Source organism: Leptospira johnsonii (assembly GCF_003112675.1).
Taxonomy (GTDB): Bacteria; Spirochaetota; Leptospiria; order Leptospirales; family Leptospiraceae; genus Leptospira_B; species Leptospira_B johnsonii.
In genome coordinates this window covers 63,335-80,439 of the sequence record NZ_BFAY01000007.1, presented here as the reverse complement: position 1 = coordinate 80,439, position 17,105 = coordinate 63,335, and the positions used below count along the sequence as shown (strand labels likewise).

The following is a 17,105-nucleotide window of genomic DNA, read 5'->3' as shown; positions in this document are numbered from 1 at the left end:
TTGAGCCGTTTACCGAAACAGGTTTCGGCTTAGTCCAATTATTTTTTAATAAGACGAAATTCTTTGAAACAATAATCTCCGTCAGGGCGTTTAATTTCTTTGATCAATTCCAGGGTGATCCCTAAACTTTCTGCTCTGGAAAGATACTTGTGAGGTAGCTCGCAGGATGGGCCTATATACACAGCTTTGTCAAACTCGTCCCAGGATTTCCATTTGTATTTGCTATCGTTGCGATATTTACCTTTTTCGACCGTTTTTTGTCTGAATAAAAGATCAAATTCGGAGGCGAGAATTCGCCCCCGCACCTGGAAGTTCTCCTCATCGTGAAACGCGTTGAATGCGACGTATTTTCCTTGAGGATCTATCTCTTTTGCAAATTCTCTCGCAGGATCGAATGTGACTGTGTCGAATCCTTTTAGACAGAATTGGTTTTTGGAAAAATAGGTTTGGCTGAATAGTCCGCCTTCTCTTATAAATAAGCTCGAGGCCCAAAGTAAGAAGAACAGGAAAACTCCGTAGAAGAGTAACTTTCTATTCTTCTCGGAAACTTGGACTAATCTGAAAGACCAAAGACTTAAGATCGTAAGTAATGCAGGCAAAGGATAGAATACATGTCTAAGTTGTTTGTTTCCAGTGCTCGCATCGATAACTATATATTGCAAGAATACGATAACAGTGATTGCGAATAACGAATCTTTTAGGAATTTCGGCCAGCTGATATTCTGAAGCTTAGCGAGTAGAGAATCTATTCTTCCTTCTCCCTTTGTTTGCGGAGAAGCAGTTCGTTCTTTTCGATTTAGATAAAGCCAGTATCCGATAGCGCTCAAAGAAAATAAGAAGAAGGTCCTAAAGATCCAAGGCTCACTGAATACATGGCTCGCCGGAAATTTATCCTCTGGAGATTCGAATAAACTTAAGATAAAACTACGAACGAATTTGTTCACGATCATCTGAGCGTTTACTAAACTCATTACCCTGTCCAGGTTTGTGAATAACCAGATAAAACAAGGAAGGATCGCATACAGATAGAGTATTTTGATAGAAGGAGGGGAAATTTCTCCTAAATCCTTTCTGTTTCTAAATAGGAAATAGTTGAAATCCAAGAAAAGAAGAACTGTCAGAAAATATAATACTTTTTTAAAGGACCTTTGGTCCAGGTTCCAATCCGTAACTACTCTTAAAACAGGCAATGAAAGTACAAGAAGGACCACGATGATCAGGAATAAAAGCCTGACCCCTTTATAGTGAACCTTCACAGAGAATCGAATGAATCCGATCCATTCCGGAAATCTGGAAATTAACTCGAATAAAAAGATCGAAATGAATAATAAAAGTCCATACGGATATTTCGTAAAAAATAGAAGGATCAAAACTACCGAGACCAAAGCCGCTACCTTGGAGCCCGCGGGCAAACTTTCTCCAGGTTTTAAGTCCTTTACGGAATCATAAAGTTTGTAGAGACCCCAATATACCCAAAGAAGAATGAACATCCCTTGGGTTTCTAGCATAGAAGAAAGACTATAAGCAGGAGTTTCAGAAGTATGAAGGGTCAATGCCAATACGAAAATGGAAACCAAACTTCCGAAAAGAAAAGATCCGGAAATCCTGGAAACGATATAAATGATAGAAGGAAAACAAAGAGCATAGAATGCCAGACCTAGAAAGGAATCTTTCCAAGTGATGGGCCATTCTCCCGGACTTGCCAAAAGTATAAGGGAAAATATTGGACGCAAAGGTGGCCATGTGGCCGCCTCTAAGAAAGGAAGAGTTGCTCTCCAGATTTTGCCGTCTCTATAATCCTGGAACTGATCGTATACAGCAGTTAAGCGGATATTCTCGTCCCAAGTAAGAAGGTCTGTAATAGGACAGATCTCTAAGAATGCCTGCCAGTTCTTGGAGATCATAACTCCAGTGGCAAACAACGCGACTAAGCCGAATATAATTCCTAAAATTCTATCCCAGGTGCGGTTCATTTTTTACTTTTTGGTCGTACTGAGTATATCTTTTCGATCACATACAGAGGGCGGTTCTTGGACTGATCGTTTACTCTGCTCAAATATTCGCCAATCATACCTAATGCGATGAGCTGGATCCCACCTAATACCAGAACTACGATCATGACCGAGGTCCAACCTTGGATGGTATTATCAGTAAACAATTTTAAGTAGAGAATATAGACCGTATACAATGCTCCGAAAAATGCGGAAGCAAATCCTAAATAAGAGGAAAATTTGAGTGGAGCAGAGGAGAAGGAAGTGATGCCATCCAATGCGAACTTTAACATCTTGCTGACTGAAAACTTGGTCTCTCCATCAAAACGTTCGTCGCGATCATATTCCAAACCGGTTTGTTTGAAACCGATCCAAGCGATCAGTCCTCGGATATAACGATGCTGTTCTCTCATGGAGACTAACACATTCGTCACTCTTCTGCTCATGATCCTGAAATCTCCAGTATCGATCGGGATATCGAAGCGAGTGATTTTTTTTAGGATCCTGTAAAATACATGAGCGGTGATCAGTTTGAAAAAGGACTCACCTTCTCTTTTTTTCCTTCTGGCATAAACTACGTCGTAACCTTCTGACATCTTTGCGTAAAGGTCGGCTACGAACTCTGGAGGATCTTGCAAGTCTCCGTCCATGACGGCGACTGTTTCCCCTCTTGCAGTGTCGATCCCTGCAGTGATGGCCAATTGGTGTCCGTAATTCCTAGATAAGTTCAGAAGAAAAAAAGAAGGCTCTGATTCGCAGAATTTTTTTAATACATCGAAGGTTCCGTCTCTTGAGCCGTCGTTTACAAAAAGAATTTCCGCATCTTCTTTTCCGAAGCGGTGTTTTTCTTTTAAGATACTGAGTAGGCCCCGGAGTCTTTTCACAAGTTCGGGGATGGTTTTTTCCTCGTTATAAACGGGAATGACTAGGGATAAAAGAGGGGGCTTAGCGGGCATTGCTGACCTTGGTACGATGTTTGTATTCGGTCAAAATGTCGACAATATTTCCTGTAATTTCTGTCCGAGTTAAAACCTAGTTTCTCTTTGATTTTTGGGAGCTTTCGAGGGATCCGGCTGGCCAATTCCGCAAAAAAGCGCTTTACAAGGAGGCCGGAATGCAGATCTTATATAAGCACAAAAATCCAAGAAAGGGTTATGAAAATCAAAGTCACCACTAAAAACGACGTTCACATCATCAAGATCGAAGGCCCGATTAAAGCGGGTAACGAATTCGAACTTGGTCAAAAAATCGAGGAGTATATCTCGAAAGGTGACGTTCCTAAGTTTATCATCGACCTGAAAAAAGTTCCTTTCATCAACTCAGCCGGTTTGGGGATGTTCCTTAATATCTACAAACATATCGACGGCTTGAAGGGTCGCATGGTATTTACCAATTTGAATAATGATATCGAAAATTTAATGGAGATTACAAAGTTAGCCAGCATTTTCGAGATCTATAAAACGCTGGAAGAGGCTATCGAATCCTTCGAGTATTAGCCTAAACATTTCGGTTGGCTTCCGAGTTCTTACAGTATTTGAAAAAGAAAAAGCTCCGCCTTGGGATCATTGCGGGGATTTTTCTCTTCTATCATCTCCTTTTCAACTCAATCACAGGACAGATCCTATTCGATAAAATCGCCTCTTCCGTTTTTGCGGGAAAGTTCGAGGCGAATGTCAGAAGTTTTTCTCCACTCTATGGATTCAGATTCACTGATGTAAAATTGTATCCCACAACCGACTGGGGTCAGAAGCCTGTAATGACCGCTAAAGAACTGGGGCTCTCCTACAATCTTCCACTCGCCATCTTCGGAAGATTGAAAATTTCCAAAATTTCCATCCAAGGATTGGAGTTGGACCTCCACCAAAGAGGAAACCTTTGGAATATCTCCTCTGTTTTCCCTCCTAGCAAAAAAGAAGAAGTTCCTGTCGAAAAAAGTGAACCTCTTACTGAGATCCGTACCTATATTCCAGTCAGCGCATTCTTAGAACTGGACCTGAAAGACATCAATGTTCATGTGAATTCGGAAAACGGTTCCAAGTCTTACTCTGCAGGGCTGGAAGGGTTGGAACTTGGATTTCTTTTGGATACGGATCGTTTCACTCGGATCCCATTCGATCTAAAAATTTTGGATCTGATAGATGAGTTCCAAGTGAAGTTGAATCCGGAGAATCAGATCAAACTTCGATTCCAAGATTCTTCAGGAGGACTAGACCATCCATTCAGATGTACATGGATTTGGGAAAGGGCAGAAGGTTCCAAATCTGGATTTCATTCCAAGCTCGACCTTGGCTCCGAAAAAATACCTATACGAATCGCAAACAGAGTCAGCGCACCTTTCGGTTTTTCATTGAAATATGACTTGGATGTTTCTCCAGAGAAGAAGGAACTCCTACTTAGGAATTTAGAATGGAAAGTAGGAGAAGACACTTGGTTAGAAGGGAGCGGAAAAATTTCCGACTTCGCAGCGGATTCCGGAAAAGTGAATCTTGCCATCCAAAAATCCAGAATAAGACTTTCGCCTTTATCAGATTTTTTACATAGTCTTGGATTCGATTCTTTCTCCATGAGTGGAGAAGCAAGCCTTGCGCCGATTTTGGCGGAAGGAGGCTGGGACAATTTAAGAGTCCTAGGAGAAATCCGAGGAAACGGATTGGATTTTAGGATCGGGAAGAAGAGACATTCTGTCCCTGTATTCAATTTGGATTGGGACGTTCGGATCGATCCTCAGAGTGAAAAAGATCCGGGACCCAAGATCCCTCTTCCATGGATGAGATCTTTTACATTCAAAAATTTGAAAGTAATATATAATGAGATCCTGTTGGAGGGGAATTTAAATTATTCTCAGGCGGAAGGACCCAACTTAAATCTGAAATTGGATAATTTCGGGTTAGGAGATTATCTAAAAGGATATTCCGGAAAATTCTCCGCAGAACTTTCCGCCTTAGGAAAGGATTTTTCGCAGCTGGACGCCGGCCTAAAATTAAGAGCCAAGGGTTTTAGATTTCCGCTGGGTAGGGGCAATTCGGGAAATATACATTTGGAAGGGGGCTTAAAAGCTATATTCCATTTTCCTAAAAAAGCCTGGGGCCTAGAGGAAATTTTAGTATCTAATCTAGGCTTGCAGGCCTTCTCCCCTGAAGGGAACTCAGCAGCAAAATTGGATACGGGCGGAAGGATAGGACTTGGAGAACCTTTCGTATTAGATCTGAAAAAAGCGGGATTGGATCTGGACTTAGAACATCTTGTTCCACTTCTTCCTTTATCTCTCCGGGAAACTTTGATCCCGGTTCGAAACCAAGTAGGAAAGAAGGTCGCATTGGATGGAGACTTTTATTATTCGCTTGGAAAACATGGACAGAATATCCAAGGAAGTCTTGGCGTCGATCTGCCTGGGATGAATCTGAGAGATGGAAAATTATCTATAGATCTAAAAATGATCGGAAGTCCAAGTTCCAAGATCAAAATAGATAAACTCGAGTTAAGTGCATTCTCCCAAAAATTACATTTAGGATTGGGTGGAGAACTGACCAAGGCCTCCAAAAATGGACCACCCCCCTCTATGGGAGAGTTTGTTCCGAATTTAAAAGGAGAATTAAAACTTTTATCTTCCAAGGAAAGCGGACTGATCAAGGGGCTTTTCTTCCAAGGAGAAGCTGGGATCAAATTTAACTGGTATGCGAATGTTATCCAAGGAAATCTAATATCTAAAAATTCTAATATACTTTTGCAAAGTGGGGTCTGCCCAGGATACGATTGTAAACTATATCGGATAGACGGATGGAATGCGGATGTTCCATTTGCTCACGATCTTTCCGTAAAAGAGACCAAAAATCTGATCGAGGGGAACAAACGAAAATTCGTGATGAACTACGGTAGGACCCCGGCCCCGAATTTTACGATCCGACAGATTATAGGAAATCATCCTTCTTTAAAAGGAACACCTTTTGAATACAGTAGGCCTAAGGCTGATTCTCCGGGACTTTCTGCCAACCTGGAATACTCAGAAAATTATTTACGAATGGATTATCTCAAAGTATATACTCTGGACGGAGAAATTTGGGGTAAGGATATGATCGTTAACGTGGGCTCCGGCGATCCTGAAAAAATGGAATACTCCGTTTCTTTGAGAGTAAAGGATATAGATCTAAAACAATTGCTTCCTGCAAAAACTCAACCTAAGATAGATGATGGAAAAGTGAAAGCGGACCTGAATCTATGGGGAAGAAATCTGGGGGATCCTGTGCCTAACTTAAATCTATTTTTTAGTATCTATCAGATCGGAAACGATTTCGGAAAAAGTGCGATCAACATTTTTGCACCTTCCAACATACTCACTGATTTTATTTACGGAAGTTATGCAGTGGATAAGATAGAATTGGAATTGTCCAAGGGTTTGGTTTACGCAGTTATCTTATTCAAACGTTCCATTTTAGGAACGATCATCCAGTTGGAAAATAACCAGGTGTCTCAGCAAAGAATGCCTTTGGCGAATTTTCTCAAACGTGCTCAGAACGAGATCGAAACTTTCAATCAGTAGAACTTATGAAGAATATTCCAAAATCCACTATTATTCTTTTTGCATTCTTTCCTTTGGTCGTGTATTGCCCGATTAAGGCTCCTCCGATCACGTTTACCCAGACACAAACCGCAGCTGAAAAACAAATGTTGGGAGAGGATCGAAATCTGGAAAAAGACGGATGGCTCATTGCATCCATTAAAACTTCTTCTTCCGGCTCCGAGATCTGGGAAAGAGATCTGATCAAGGAAGAATTTGGAAATGCTTCAGATAACCAATTCTATATGGCGCTTCGTATTCTGGCCTATCTTGCAAGGGAGTTAAGAGAATATAGAAGTCTAGGAATTTTGGCGGAAGGCTTGGACGGGAAAGTAAGATGGAATCCAAAGATTAGAGAGGCTGGAGTGGAGAAGATCTCTAAAGATCCAAAGCAAAAGTCTCGTATAGATGATATTGTTAAACTTACGAATGAAAATAGAGAGATCGTAATTAAAGAAAAACTAAAGAAGGCGTTTGCCGATCCAAACCGCAGCCTCTCTGAGAAAGAAAAAAATTCTATCAAGGAAAGTGTCCAAACCACCTGGCTTCGGTCTGTGGACATAGGGGAATATTACGAGGCCTCCGCTGGGAATTGGAAAAAGAGGGAATAAGGAAAATGAAACGGAGTATTTTCCTTTTACCATTTTTCTTCTTTTATTGTACTGTTTTTAAATCCTTAGAAAGAGTAAGGCCTATCGAATTCGATTATGGTCCTATTTCTAAAAACTATTTCAATCCAGAAAATGATAAACCGTTTCCATTGACCGTGCAAAGGGGAAATAACCTGTATAACTCCACCACAAAGGATGGAAGATATCTTTTTTATACTACGGGACAAAAGGGAAATTATGATATCTGGTTTAGAGATCTCAAGAGCTCTATTGTAGTTCCTGTTACCGAACATCCTTCTTCCGAATATAAACCTGCAATCAGCCCAGATGGTAAAAAACTGGCATTCGTATCGGAACAATTTGATACAGCGGGAGATATCGTTCTTTTAGAAATTGAGCCTGAGGTCTGGGCTAAAAAAATCTTAGAAGGAAAAAGATTCTTAAGCGACGATTTCGAGTTTATCACGAATCCAGAATATTCCGATATTTCCAAGTCGGATAAATTTTCGGATTCCGATCCTGTTTGGGGAAGGGATAGTAGAGTGTTATTATTCTCTTCAGATAGGCTGACCCCGGGAACTCCCAATCTGATCTTATGGGATACTGAGGGAAAGGAAAAACCGATTTTACTCACCCAATCCGGAGCGGTAAATCCATATTGGTCCCAAGACGGAAGTACGATCGTATATCTTTCTTATGCGGATTCCAGAGAAGGAGAGATCTACTCTTTGGATCTATCCACCAGAAAGACCAAAAGACTGACTAACGATGCTTACATTGATTTTTCGCCCAGCTTGTCCTCCGATGGAAGATATTTGTTTTATACGTCCATTCGTTCCGATTCTGATGGAAATCGAAAATTGGACGAAAGAGATAATAGCCTGATCATTCGATTGGATCTTTCCGATATGAAAGAAAGAAGGCTGACCTCTGGAAATTTTTCTTTATTCGATACGAAATATTCTTCCTTTAATGGAGGAAGTATCCTATTCACTGCCGCATATTATGGAACCTTAAATATCTATTTTCTTCCTTTGAGCGGATCTATTCCAAAGGCTTCTAATATTTCCGCGCAATTCGAACTGGCCAAAGAATACGGCAAAAAACAATCCTTAGACGATTATCTATTGGCGTTAGATTCTCTGGAATTGTATTATAAGGAAGATCCGCTTTATCCTATTTTTAGAGCCAAAGTCCTAAACGAAAAATATTCACTCTATAAAAAGTCGGGCAAAACCTCGGAGATCAAAAAAGAGATGGGAGCGTCTCGTTTAGATCCCAAATGGGGATTTGCTTACGTATTCTACTTGGAATCCGAAAACAAGGGACTCACTGAGATTAAAGACTATTTTTCTAATATAAAATCTCATGCGGACGCGCAGGTGGCAGGTGCGATCTTAGAAGAGATCGGAAATTTAGAAGAAAGATCCGGCAAAATAGAAGCTGCACTGAATTCCAAACAGGAGCTAGTGGCTCGATTCCCGGGATATTATAATATTCACGAAATATTAAGAAATATCGGTTCTCTACAACTTAAGGAGGCGAAGAAGAATGACTGGACCATTCCTTCTACACTTCTGCAAGCAGCAAATGAAGCCGAATCAAAGACAATAGAACTTAGGAATTTGTACGGTCTTTTTGAAGAGCAGATCTTGGCGGGAAAATCAGACTCGGAAAAAATATCTCTCTCCGAAAAAATAGAATCTTCTAATAAGATCAAAGAACGTTCTCCCGTATTGTATAGATTCTTAATATATACTAAAGCGGCTGGACTTTCCGGACAGGGTGCATTTGCAGATAGTAATTCTCTGTTGGAGCCTTTATTAAAAGAAATCGCTCCTAAAGATCCGCTCTTTCTGAAAATCCATCTATTAAGATCTTCTAATTTTAAAGGACTTGGGAGTGTGCGCTATTCTCTGGAATCTCTTCGCACATTTCTGGAAAATTACGACCATGATTCCGGTGTAGAGATCTCTGATAAGGAAATGGAAAGGTTCTTTATTTATTTTGAGAACCTCGCTCGGAACTATGAGAACAGATCCGACTTTTTTCAGGCTTCTCTCCACTATTTTTACAATACGGAGAATATGTTCTTGGCAAAGAGTAAAAGTCTCTTTCAGGACACTGTTTATAAGGATTACGCGATCTATTATCAAAAACTGATGGTGGACACTTCTTTCAAATTGGCCAGATCCATAAGCGAAAAGAATGCCTCAGGTATTTTAGGAAATTTGAATCCTCTCGAATTCGATCCACTGGATAAAAAAGAAGGACTCGTATATATAGACCAATATTTCGAAAAGGAAAAGATTCTACCTAGGGCCCGAACCTTCTTGGATCTTGCCACATTGTACGGATACGCATACTACCTTATCAATCGTTCCGTGATCCGAGAAACTTATTACTATAATTCCGGGACAATGGATCGTGTCAAAAAGGAAGCTGCTCTAAGGGATTATAAGCAGGCTGAATACGAACTCAGATGGATCATATTTGCGGAACCTACTTATCATGATGCATACCAACTTTTAGGTTGGTTATACCAATATGTGGACATCATGAAGTCCAGAAAACCAAGCGATAAGGAACCGACCGACGAGGATAAATATAAGGATGAATATTCCAAATATTTCCCTGAGAAAAACTTTGAAGAGAATATAGAGCTATACAGCCAGATCTTGGAACTGCTCGGAGAAAATTTCCAAAACAAAAAAGCTCTCTCTGATCTTAGGTTGAATTTAGGTAATAATTATTTCTTACTGAAAAATTATCCTAAGGCGGATGAACAATACTCTTTAGTAGAATCCTATTCAAATTATATAATATCAAAAGCGCAATTCGAGGACTATAGGCAGAAGGCGGTTTTTTTATTCAATTCTGCACGCGCCTCCATGTATATGTCCAAGTATGGTGACGCAGTCCGAAAATTAAAAACCGCATCGGACATTTATTCTAAAAACGAATTTCTTCAATTATATTCCGGAACGGATTACTCCAAAAGCCTTCAAAGTTATAGAGAAAAATTAACGTTACTTAGGACTTTGACAGGCCTATCTCATATGGAATTGGGAGAATATGCGCTGGCTCTTCCTTATCTGACGGAGGCGCTTGAATTGAACGAACCATCTAGGTTGGTGGACCCGATCAATATCAGAAACGCATTGGCAATTTCTTATCAAAAGCTAGGCTATATTTCCAAATCGGAAGAAAATTTAAAGGAAGCGGAGAAGGAAGCTTATTCACGCAAAACCCTTTGGTTACCTAAAAAGGTAAGCCCAAAGTTCTGGGAATCTGTCTGGGATTCCATGTGGGATTTCGTTTTTGAAACTGTTCTTCCTGATTCTGTTCGTATTTCCGGCTCTGGTAGATTCCCGGAGGCAATTCCTCCAGTATTCCAGCCGTTATTATCTTCCGGTATAAGAGTGAATAATCTTGTATTAGAGCAAAACTATCGCTTAGCCGCGGAAGAAACAGACAAACGATTGGAATATGTAAGTAAAAAGGGCTTGAGCAAAACCTTAGCCGGGCAATTGGTCCAGTCTCAATCTTATGCGGATCTGGGATTTTTTCAGTATAAAAGAAACGAATTCGAAAAAGCTAAATTAGCATTTTTAGAAGAAAACGAATTTCTAAAAGACTCTGCAAATCTTTCCGGAAGATCTACGGGGAGTTTTAAGAGATACTTATATTCATTATTCGCCTCTATAGAAGCTTCCGATAAAAAGGAAAAAGGCGGATATTCGGAAGAATTAAATAAGGCCTTGGAAGAACTGGACAGGTTCAAAAGAGAATCTATGGAAAACTGCCTTTCTTCCTGGTCGGAAGATCTATTGGAAGGAAATTCCGTATGCTCCGAGTCTTTTTATAAACAATATTATGATTTTGATATATTGAAAGCCACAGTACTTTATTATTCCGGAGATGAAAATTTTAAAAAAGGGGAATGGTTAGAGGGCTTCGAAAAATTAGGGATCGCGTCTTCCTTACTCGAAACTCCTTCCGGGTTGCCCAAAGAGATCGTAGGACTTTCTAAGGATCCTTTTCCAAGGAAAGAAAGGGTATTTCACTTTTTAAGCAGGGCCAGCGTCTTTTATAGACTAGGGGATCTGGAAAAAGCGGAAGAATGTTTAAAAGCTGCTGAGGAAATGGCTAACGTATTCTATTTCGGCGCGGAATTGATCCAAACTTGGGTCTTACAAGCGAGGTTAGATCTAATCTCTAAAAAGCCGGATAAAGCAAAGGCAAAATTAACCAAGGCAGAAGAACTTCTTAAAAAACAATTCCATCTTATTTCAGATAATAAAAGTTTTCTGCTAAGAGATTTATACGAAACTAAGATCAGAGCAGAGTTGGATTCCGGAAATACAAATACTGCATTTAATGAATGGACTAGACTCCAAAGATTATTAAATTTTCGTAATTTTCAAAAAGGAAATTGGGAATTTGTAGAAGCCAGGGCAGAATACGTAAAATTCGAGTCCGATTGGAAAAACTACAGAAACACTTATTTTAAATACCAGACCGCTTTGGAAACCAGAGGGGATATTAAAAAAGAAGAACTTGCACTTGCCCAGGCTGCTTCTCAAGTCTCTAAATCTTTGGAAGTTTTAAGATCTAAACTCCCTAAAAAGGCGAGTTTTTTGGATCCTTTTGGTGTAGTTACCGAAGATGTTTTAAGACAGAATGAGACTGAAATTCGTTTATTAGAATCCAGGGGTGCCGTATTTGCTCGGATCAAAAATTCCTCTTCTTTAAAATTCTTGAATTTCGAAAACGAGTCCAAGGCAGAAAACTGGATCAAATCCAATTTTGAAAATTCCGGCCGAAATCTTACTTTAGATCCTGGTAATACTTCTATAGGTGAGATATTACATTCTCAGGTTTCCGGGATCAGTTTTAAACTATCTTCTTCTCTTTCATACGGAGAAGATAGAACTCCAAAGGTGATCTCTTCATTTTTTCCGATTTCAGGATGGAATTATAGAAAAGTGGATTCCGATTCCTGGACGGATATATTAGAAGATACTGATATTCTTGTGAGCTCTTTTCCGGAGATCAAAGGAGACTCCGCCTTTGGGGAAAGAAAGAAGGACGCATTAGGGCTTAGAGAAATTTTTTCCAGAGATCATAGATTGGGAGCTGTTATATTAACGTATTCTGAAAAGCCAAGTTGGAATCAGATCTTAAAAGCTTACACTGGACTTTCCGGTTCCGGAGTAAATCTAATGTATCTATGCCCAGGGGAATCTTGCGTAAAAGAATCTTTGGAGGAAATTTTTGCAGGCAAAGGATCAAAATCTGCAATTCGGTTCGGAAAACTTATAGAAAGAGCCGGAAATAGAAACCAAGAAGCGGAAAGACTTTTTGCCAAATCCAGAAAGGATGAAAGACTTTTTGACTCTTCGGAAGTGTTTTCCGATCTACATAAGGCCCGTTCTTATGCAGAACCGAATTCTAATTTGGCTTTTAAAATCGAATCGGATCTTTTAAGAGCATACCAAAGATTAAAGCCTGATCTTTCTTTGGATAAAATTTTTGCGTTACGTTATGAGGATCGAGATCTGAACTCTCAGAAGGAATTGGGGCTCAACTTATGTTTGTCCAGATTGCTGGAAACAGAGTATAAGGATTGTGGTGAAATTCCCTTGCCGGATCCTAAGAGTGGAATTCTAAACGGAATATTTGCTTTAAAAGAAGGAAAATTTCCGGGCGCTTCTCTCAGCTCAAACATGTCTGCGGAAAGATATGATCCGTTCTTATTTAGATTAAAACTTTCTAATTTAGCTCTGGAAGCTTATTATCCTGATCTAGCTTCTTCTCAACTAGGACTTGCAAAACAATTTATCTCTTCCGGATCGGACCTGGAGACTTGGAAAAAGATGGAGGCGCGGATCCGAAAGGAAAAAGCACTTTTGGAAGAAGATGAAGATTGGGCCGAAAGTGTAAATCAAATTGAATTAGATCCTCAAGAGAGGAATTATCCGAGGCATTTAGCATTTTTAGAAAATCGTAAAAAGCTGGGACATCGGATCTCTCCTCTTTCTCTATATTCCGAGATACACAGTTCTTCTAAGGCCTTATTCCAAACATTGGATGCAGAGTCTAGATCTTCCGTGTTGGATTTGCTACGTTATTCTCTTCCTGAAGAAACTGGAAAGGAAATGGAAGAATTTTTGAACTCTTTCGTGGATCTGGAAGGATTAAAGAAAAATTTTCCGAGACAAGCAAGGATCATGTTGGAGTTTGCGAAAGCTTATCTTTCCCGAGGAGATTATGATAAGGCTAAATACTGGATCTCAAAATCGAAGGGAATTTCGGATGAGTTCCATTCTTCGGAAATAGAATTTATCCATTCTAAAATCTACTATTTGGAAGGCAAAAAGCCGAATAAAATATCCGAATCGGGTTTTTCTGAATATCTTTCAGAATACGAAAATGCTTCCACTAAAAAGTCCTCCGAGTTTGTGGATTTGGCAAATCGTTTTGTTAAGCATAGAAAAAAGAAAAAATTTAGCCCGGCAGAAAGAAGAGAACTTAACGATTTTATAACATATTTACAGACTCTTTCTTTTCAGCAGAATGATTCTGAAACATTCTTCGATTTAGGATTGATCAAAGATAAAATTTCCGCAGTTCGTTCCGCTTTATTTGGGCGTTCTGTTTCTTATTTTGATCTTCCTAATTTTAATAAAGTTTCCTTTGCTTTAGAGGAAAAGATTCCCGAAAATCAAGAGTTTTTGGCATTGATGGATCTTGGACTAAAAACTTTTTATATCAAATTTACTAAGGGTAAGTCCAAGGGAGATCTTGCATTCAAGGACAACCGAAAGGTAAGAGCTTCTATTTATAAATACAACGAAGAGGCGGATAAGGGAGGAGCGGAAGTTTTATTGAGAGAGGCTCTGGAAACAGAGATCCGTCAGAATATTCGTCCTTCTAAAAATAAGACCACGTATCTGTATCTTTCTTCTTATCATTTTTTAGCTCCTATTTTGCCTAAGTCGGAAGAAGAGATCTATTATGTTGCAGATCCGGAGACATTGCTTAAAAATCCGGTCCACAAGGAGAAGGAAGAATTTTGGGATGGATTCGGGATCATTACTAAGGATGATCCGAATTTATCGGATTGGTATTCTCAGTTACTGCAGCTGGAGAACTTGGAACTTTCTCCTAAGGGAAATCCTGGGATCACCCCTTTTCATGTGGTTCGGGTCCCTTTGGTAGAAGATAGAGAGAAAGGTATCTTGTTCGGGAATCGATCCGTTTCTGAAGTGGAGACCGGCACATTGCAAGGTGTTTGGATGTTAGCTTCTTCTTTCTTGGAAGGTTTTGGAAACGCTTCTTTGAGCTTAAAAGATTCATTATATTATTTGGGAAAATTCTGGAAAGGGCCGGGGATTGTGAATCTTGGATTTCAGACAGATACTCATAATTCAAGATTTTTAAGAGAGATCTCTTCTAGAAAAGAGGACTCTAAAACTTCTCTTCGAAATCGTTTTCTAAAAACTATGGAGACGATGAGAGAAGTGTATCCTGTGGATAAATACTGGAACGGTTATCGATTGTTTACAACTTCTTTTATTTCGAAGGATTAGATTGTATTGTAGGAACTCCAACAGGGGATTGAGATCGCCCCCGCCCAGGTTCGGGTGGGGGGAGTGGCTCGTGGGAGAGCGCTTACACGCCTATCACAAAATTCGAATATTTACAACTAAATTTTGCAGCTTAATTTTGTTGGAATTCCAACATTAGTTCTTTCAGAAAATCACTTTTCCTCTAACAGCAGCTTTCTCTCTTCCGCCGTTTTCTCCTGTAACTTCCTCATCTCTTCATGAAATTTGGAAAAATCCTTTCCAACTTCTAAAAATCTTTTCCTAAAATACTGGGCCCCTGAGTTGTATCGAAGCATCCCGATAAAGTCTTCATTATTCCAATCTCTTTCCGAAAGTTTTTTGGAATTGATCTTGGTCCATTTTGTTTGAAGAAGTTTCTTTCGGAAGTCTCCAATGATCTCCGTTTTTTTCTTTAGTAATAGATCTTCTGTGCCTCCTTCTGAGTATGCGGTTTTGAGTAGATTTGCGGTCTCTAGAATTATGTTTTTATAAAGTTTGTTTTCCTCTTCCGATCTTTTTCTATCTGTTAGAAGCTTTGGGCCGCCTATCTTCAGGACATATTCGTCCGAGCCTTCGTCTTCTACAAAGCTCGCATAACTTTCGTTAAATAAAGAGTCTCCCGGAAAATACACCGTGGCATGTGCCATTTCATGAATGACTATGGAGGCTAAATCGCCTGGATCTTCGTAAAGTTGAGAAGAAAATAATGGATCTTCGAACCATCCCAATGTCGAATATCCTGCAGTGACCCGTATTCTTGTATCGAAGCCTTGGTCTTTCAAAGATTGTTCTTCTTCTTTCGCTTTTTGTAATGAAAAATATCCTTTGTATGGAACTCTGCCTGCGATCGGGAACCACCAGGTATAGGATTCGAATCGTAATGGATGGCAGGCGCTTACATGCCAACCGATTGCTGGTCGGTCCAGTTGCACAAAACTTTTAAATCCACCCTCGGGAGAGAGCGCCAATTCTTGGATGCCGAATTCTCTGATCTTCTCCACCTCTTTTAATTTTGTTTTGGTGGTTTCCGGTATTTCTGGATCGGCTAAAACTTCCGAGATTGCTTTTCTTTGTAATAGGATCTTTGCCTGTTCTTTTCCAAGATGATAGAGATAAGGAATACAACCTTGGCCGGAGAAGAATAGAAAAAACAAAACGGGTATCCCGGAAAAGAATCTGAGTCGACGATTCTTTCTATTAGGTAGAAGGTGGGTTGAGTCTGATTGCATGAATATTCGTCTTCCTAAAATCGTTTGGGTCAATATCGGACTTTTGGTTTTATTCCTATTCGTCCTTATTCTTCCGGGAGAAGGAGGTTTGTCCTCCTTTTTCCGAGGCGGCAAACCTCTCGGTTATTCCGACCAAAGAGCCGGGATCGAATTGCAGAATGCTTTTCGAAATGTTTATAATTTCGCAAAGGGTTCGGTGGTTTCTGTCCGTACCAAAAAAACAGAAGCGATCACAAGCCCGTACCAATATTTCGATTACCGCACCGAAAAACTTTCCTCTTTCGGGAGCGGGTTTCTCATTCATGAAAAAGGATACGTTGTCACAAATTTTCACGTTATCTCAGACGCGGAAAGTATAGAAGTAATCGCTTCCGATGGTAGTGTTTTTCCTGCTAAATTTGTGGGAAGCCACGAAAGAGCGGATATTGCTCTTCTGAAAATTAAAGAAGGCAGTGGACTTAAGCCAGTTTCTTTCGGTGATTCTGACAAAATTGAAGTAGGAGATTGGGCGATTGCGATCGGCTCTCCTTTCGGGTTGGAAAGATCTTTTTCGGTAGGCGTGGTTTCTGCAAAATATAGAGAAGATCTGGACGAAACCGGCCAAACCCATATCCAAACCGATAGCATGATCAACCCGGGTTCCAGCGGAGGACCTCTTCTCAATATTTACGGAGAAGTCATCGGGATCAATCGGTTGATCCGAAGCGACTCCGGTAGAAATACCGGCATCGGTTTTGCCATCCCGATGAATTATGCCAAAAAGATAATCCAGCTGATCGAAGAGAATAAAGGAAGGATTATCCGGCCTGCTACCTTAGGTGTGATGGCGACTGTCCCACTTCCGGATCATAGAAAGGCTCTTGGAATTCCAGCCGATTGGAATGGGGTCTTGGTATATGATATGGATTCAGGATCTTCTGCGGAAAGTTCCGGTTTAAAACGATATGATTTCATTATGGAAGCAAACGGAGTCCAAGTTAAAAATATTAATGATCTGAGGGAACAGGTAGGAATAGTAGGATTAGGCGGCAGGTTAAAACTTAGGATCTACAGGGAAAAATCCCTGCAAGAACTGACCGTTCGATTGATACAGAAATAATTTTTCT

The 17,105-nt window shown here is 40.0% G+C and carries 8 protein-coding genes; 5 read left to right on the top strand and 3 right to left on the bottom strand.

Translation table 11 applies throughout. The features are described from left to right. Positions 1-38: 38 nt before the first annotated feature. Both LPTSP_RS05840 and LPTSP_RS05835 read right to left on the bottom strand, forming a co-directional pair. Positions 39-1,973 carry a hypothetical protein gene (locus LPTSP_RS05840; RefSeq protein ID WP_108927890.1) on the bottom strand — a complete coding sequence of 645 codons (1,935 nt, stop codon included), beginning with the start codon at positions 1,971-1,973 and terminating at the stop codon, positions 39-41. Next, positions 1,970-2,947, bottom strand: coding sequence for a glycosyltransferase family 2 protein (locus LPTSP_RS05835; RefSeq protein ID WP_108927889.1), 978 nt, complete (start codon positions 2,945-2,947; stop codon positions 1,970-1,972). Before LPTSP_RS05835 ends, LPTSP_RS05840 begins: the two co-directional genes overlap by 4 nt. A gap of 198 nt (positions 2,948-3,145) precedes the next feature. Between LPTSP_RS05835 and LPTSP_RS05830 the strand changes: the two genes are divergently transcribed. From LPTSP_RS05830 to LPTSP_RS05815, 4 genes are read left to right on the top strand one after another with little or no spacing between them, the layout of a single operon-like run. Continuing rightward, a complete protein-coding gene (locus tag LPTSP_RS05830; RefSeq protein ID WP_008594836.1) occupies positions 3,146-3,487 on the top strand; it encodes an STAS domain-containing protein in 342 nt (113 codons plus the stop codon). Between the two features lie 14 nt (positions 3,488-3,501). Beyond that, on the top strand, positions 3,502-6,528 hold the full coding sequence (locus LPTSP_RS05825) for an LIC_11026 family protein (RefSeq protein ID WP_108927888.1): 3,027 nt from the start codon (positions 3,502-3,504) through the stop codon (positions 6,526-6,528). A gap of 5 nt (positions 6,529-6,533) precedes the next feature. After that, positions 6,534-7,157: a DUF1318 domain-containing protein gene (locus tag LPTSP_RS05820; RefSeq protein ID WP_108927887.1), complete on the top strand. Its 624-nt coding sequence runs from the start codon at positions 6,534-6,536 to the stop codon at positions 7,155-7,157. Positions 7,158-7,162: 5 nt separating this feature from the next. Continuing rightward, entirely contained in the window at positions 7,163-14,752 is a 7,590-nt protein-coding gene (locus tag LPTSP_RS05815; protein ID WP_108928182.1) for a PD40 domain-containing protein, read from the top strand. Positions 14,753-14,922: 170 nt separating this feature from the next. On the opposite strand, the gene LPTSP_RS05810 is transcribed toward LPTSP_RS05815, so the two are convergent. Further along, positions 14,923-15,999, bottom strand: a complete 1,077-nt coding sequence (locus LPTSP_RS05810) for an aminopeptidase (protein ID WP_108927886.1) — start codon at positions 15,997-15,999, stop codon at positions 14,923-14,925. Between LPTSP_RS05810 and LPTSP_RS05805 the strand changes: the two genes are divergently transcribed. Then, positions 15,998-17,098, top strand: a complete 1,101-nt coding sequence (locus LPTSP_RS05805) for a S1C family serine protease (RefSeq protein WP_108927885.1) — start codon at positions 15,998-16,000, stop codon at positions 17,096-17,098. The genes LPTSP_RS05810 and LPTSP_RS05805 overlap by 2 nt on opposite strands. Positions 17,099-17,105 lie beyond the last annotated feature (7 nt).

What these genes read in the sequence shown, in the direction of transcription:
- LPTSP_RS05815 (WP_108928182.1), top strand. Translation starts at nt 7,163, where the DNA reads ATGAAACGGAGTATTTTCCTTTTACCATTTTTCTTCTTTTATTGTACT.
- LPTSP_RS05805 (WP_108927885.1), top strand. Translation starts at nt 15,998, where the DNA reads ATGAATATTCGTCTTCCTAAAATCGTTTGGGTCAATATCGGACTTTTG.
- LPTSP_RS05830 (WP_008594836.1), top strand. Translation starts at nt 3,146, where the DNA reads ATGAAAATCAAAGTCACCACTAAAAACGACGTTCACATCATCAAGATC.
- LPTSP_RS05835 (WP_108927889.1), bottom strand. Translation starts at nt 2,947, where the DNA reads ATGCCCGCTAAGCCCCCTCTTTTATCCCTAGTCATTCCCGTTTATAAC.
- LPTSP_RS05820 (WP_108927887.1), top strand. Translation starts at nt 6,534, where the DNA reads ATGAAGAATATTCCAAAATCCACTATTATTCTTTTTGCATTCTTTCCT.
- LPTSP_RS05840 (WP_108927890.1), bottom strand. Translation starts at nt 1,973, where the DNA reads ATGAACCGCACCTGGGATAGAATTTTAGGAATTATATTCGGCTTAGTC.
- LPTSP_RS05810 (WP_108927886.1), bottom strand. Translation starts at nt 15,999, where the DNA reads ATGCAATCAGACTCAACCCACCTTCTACCTAATAGAAAGAATCGTCGA.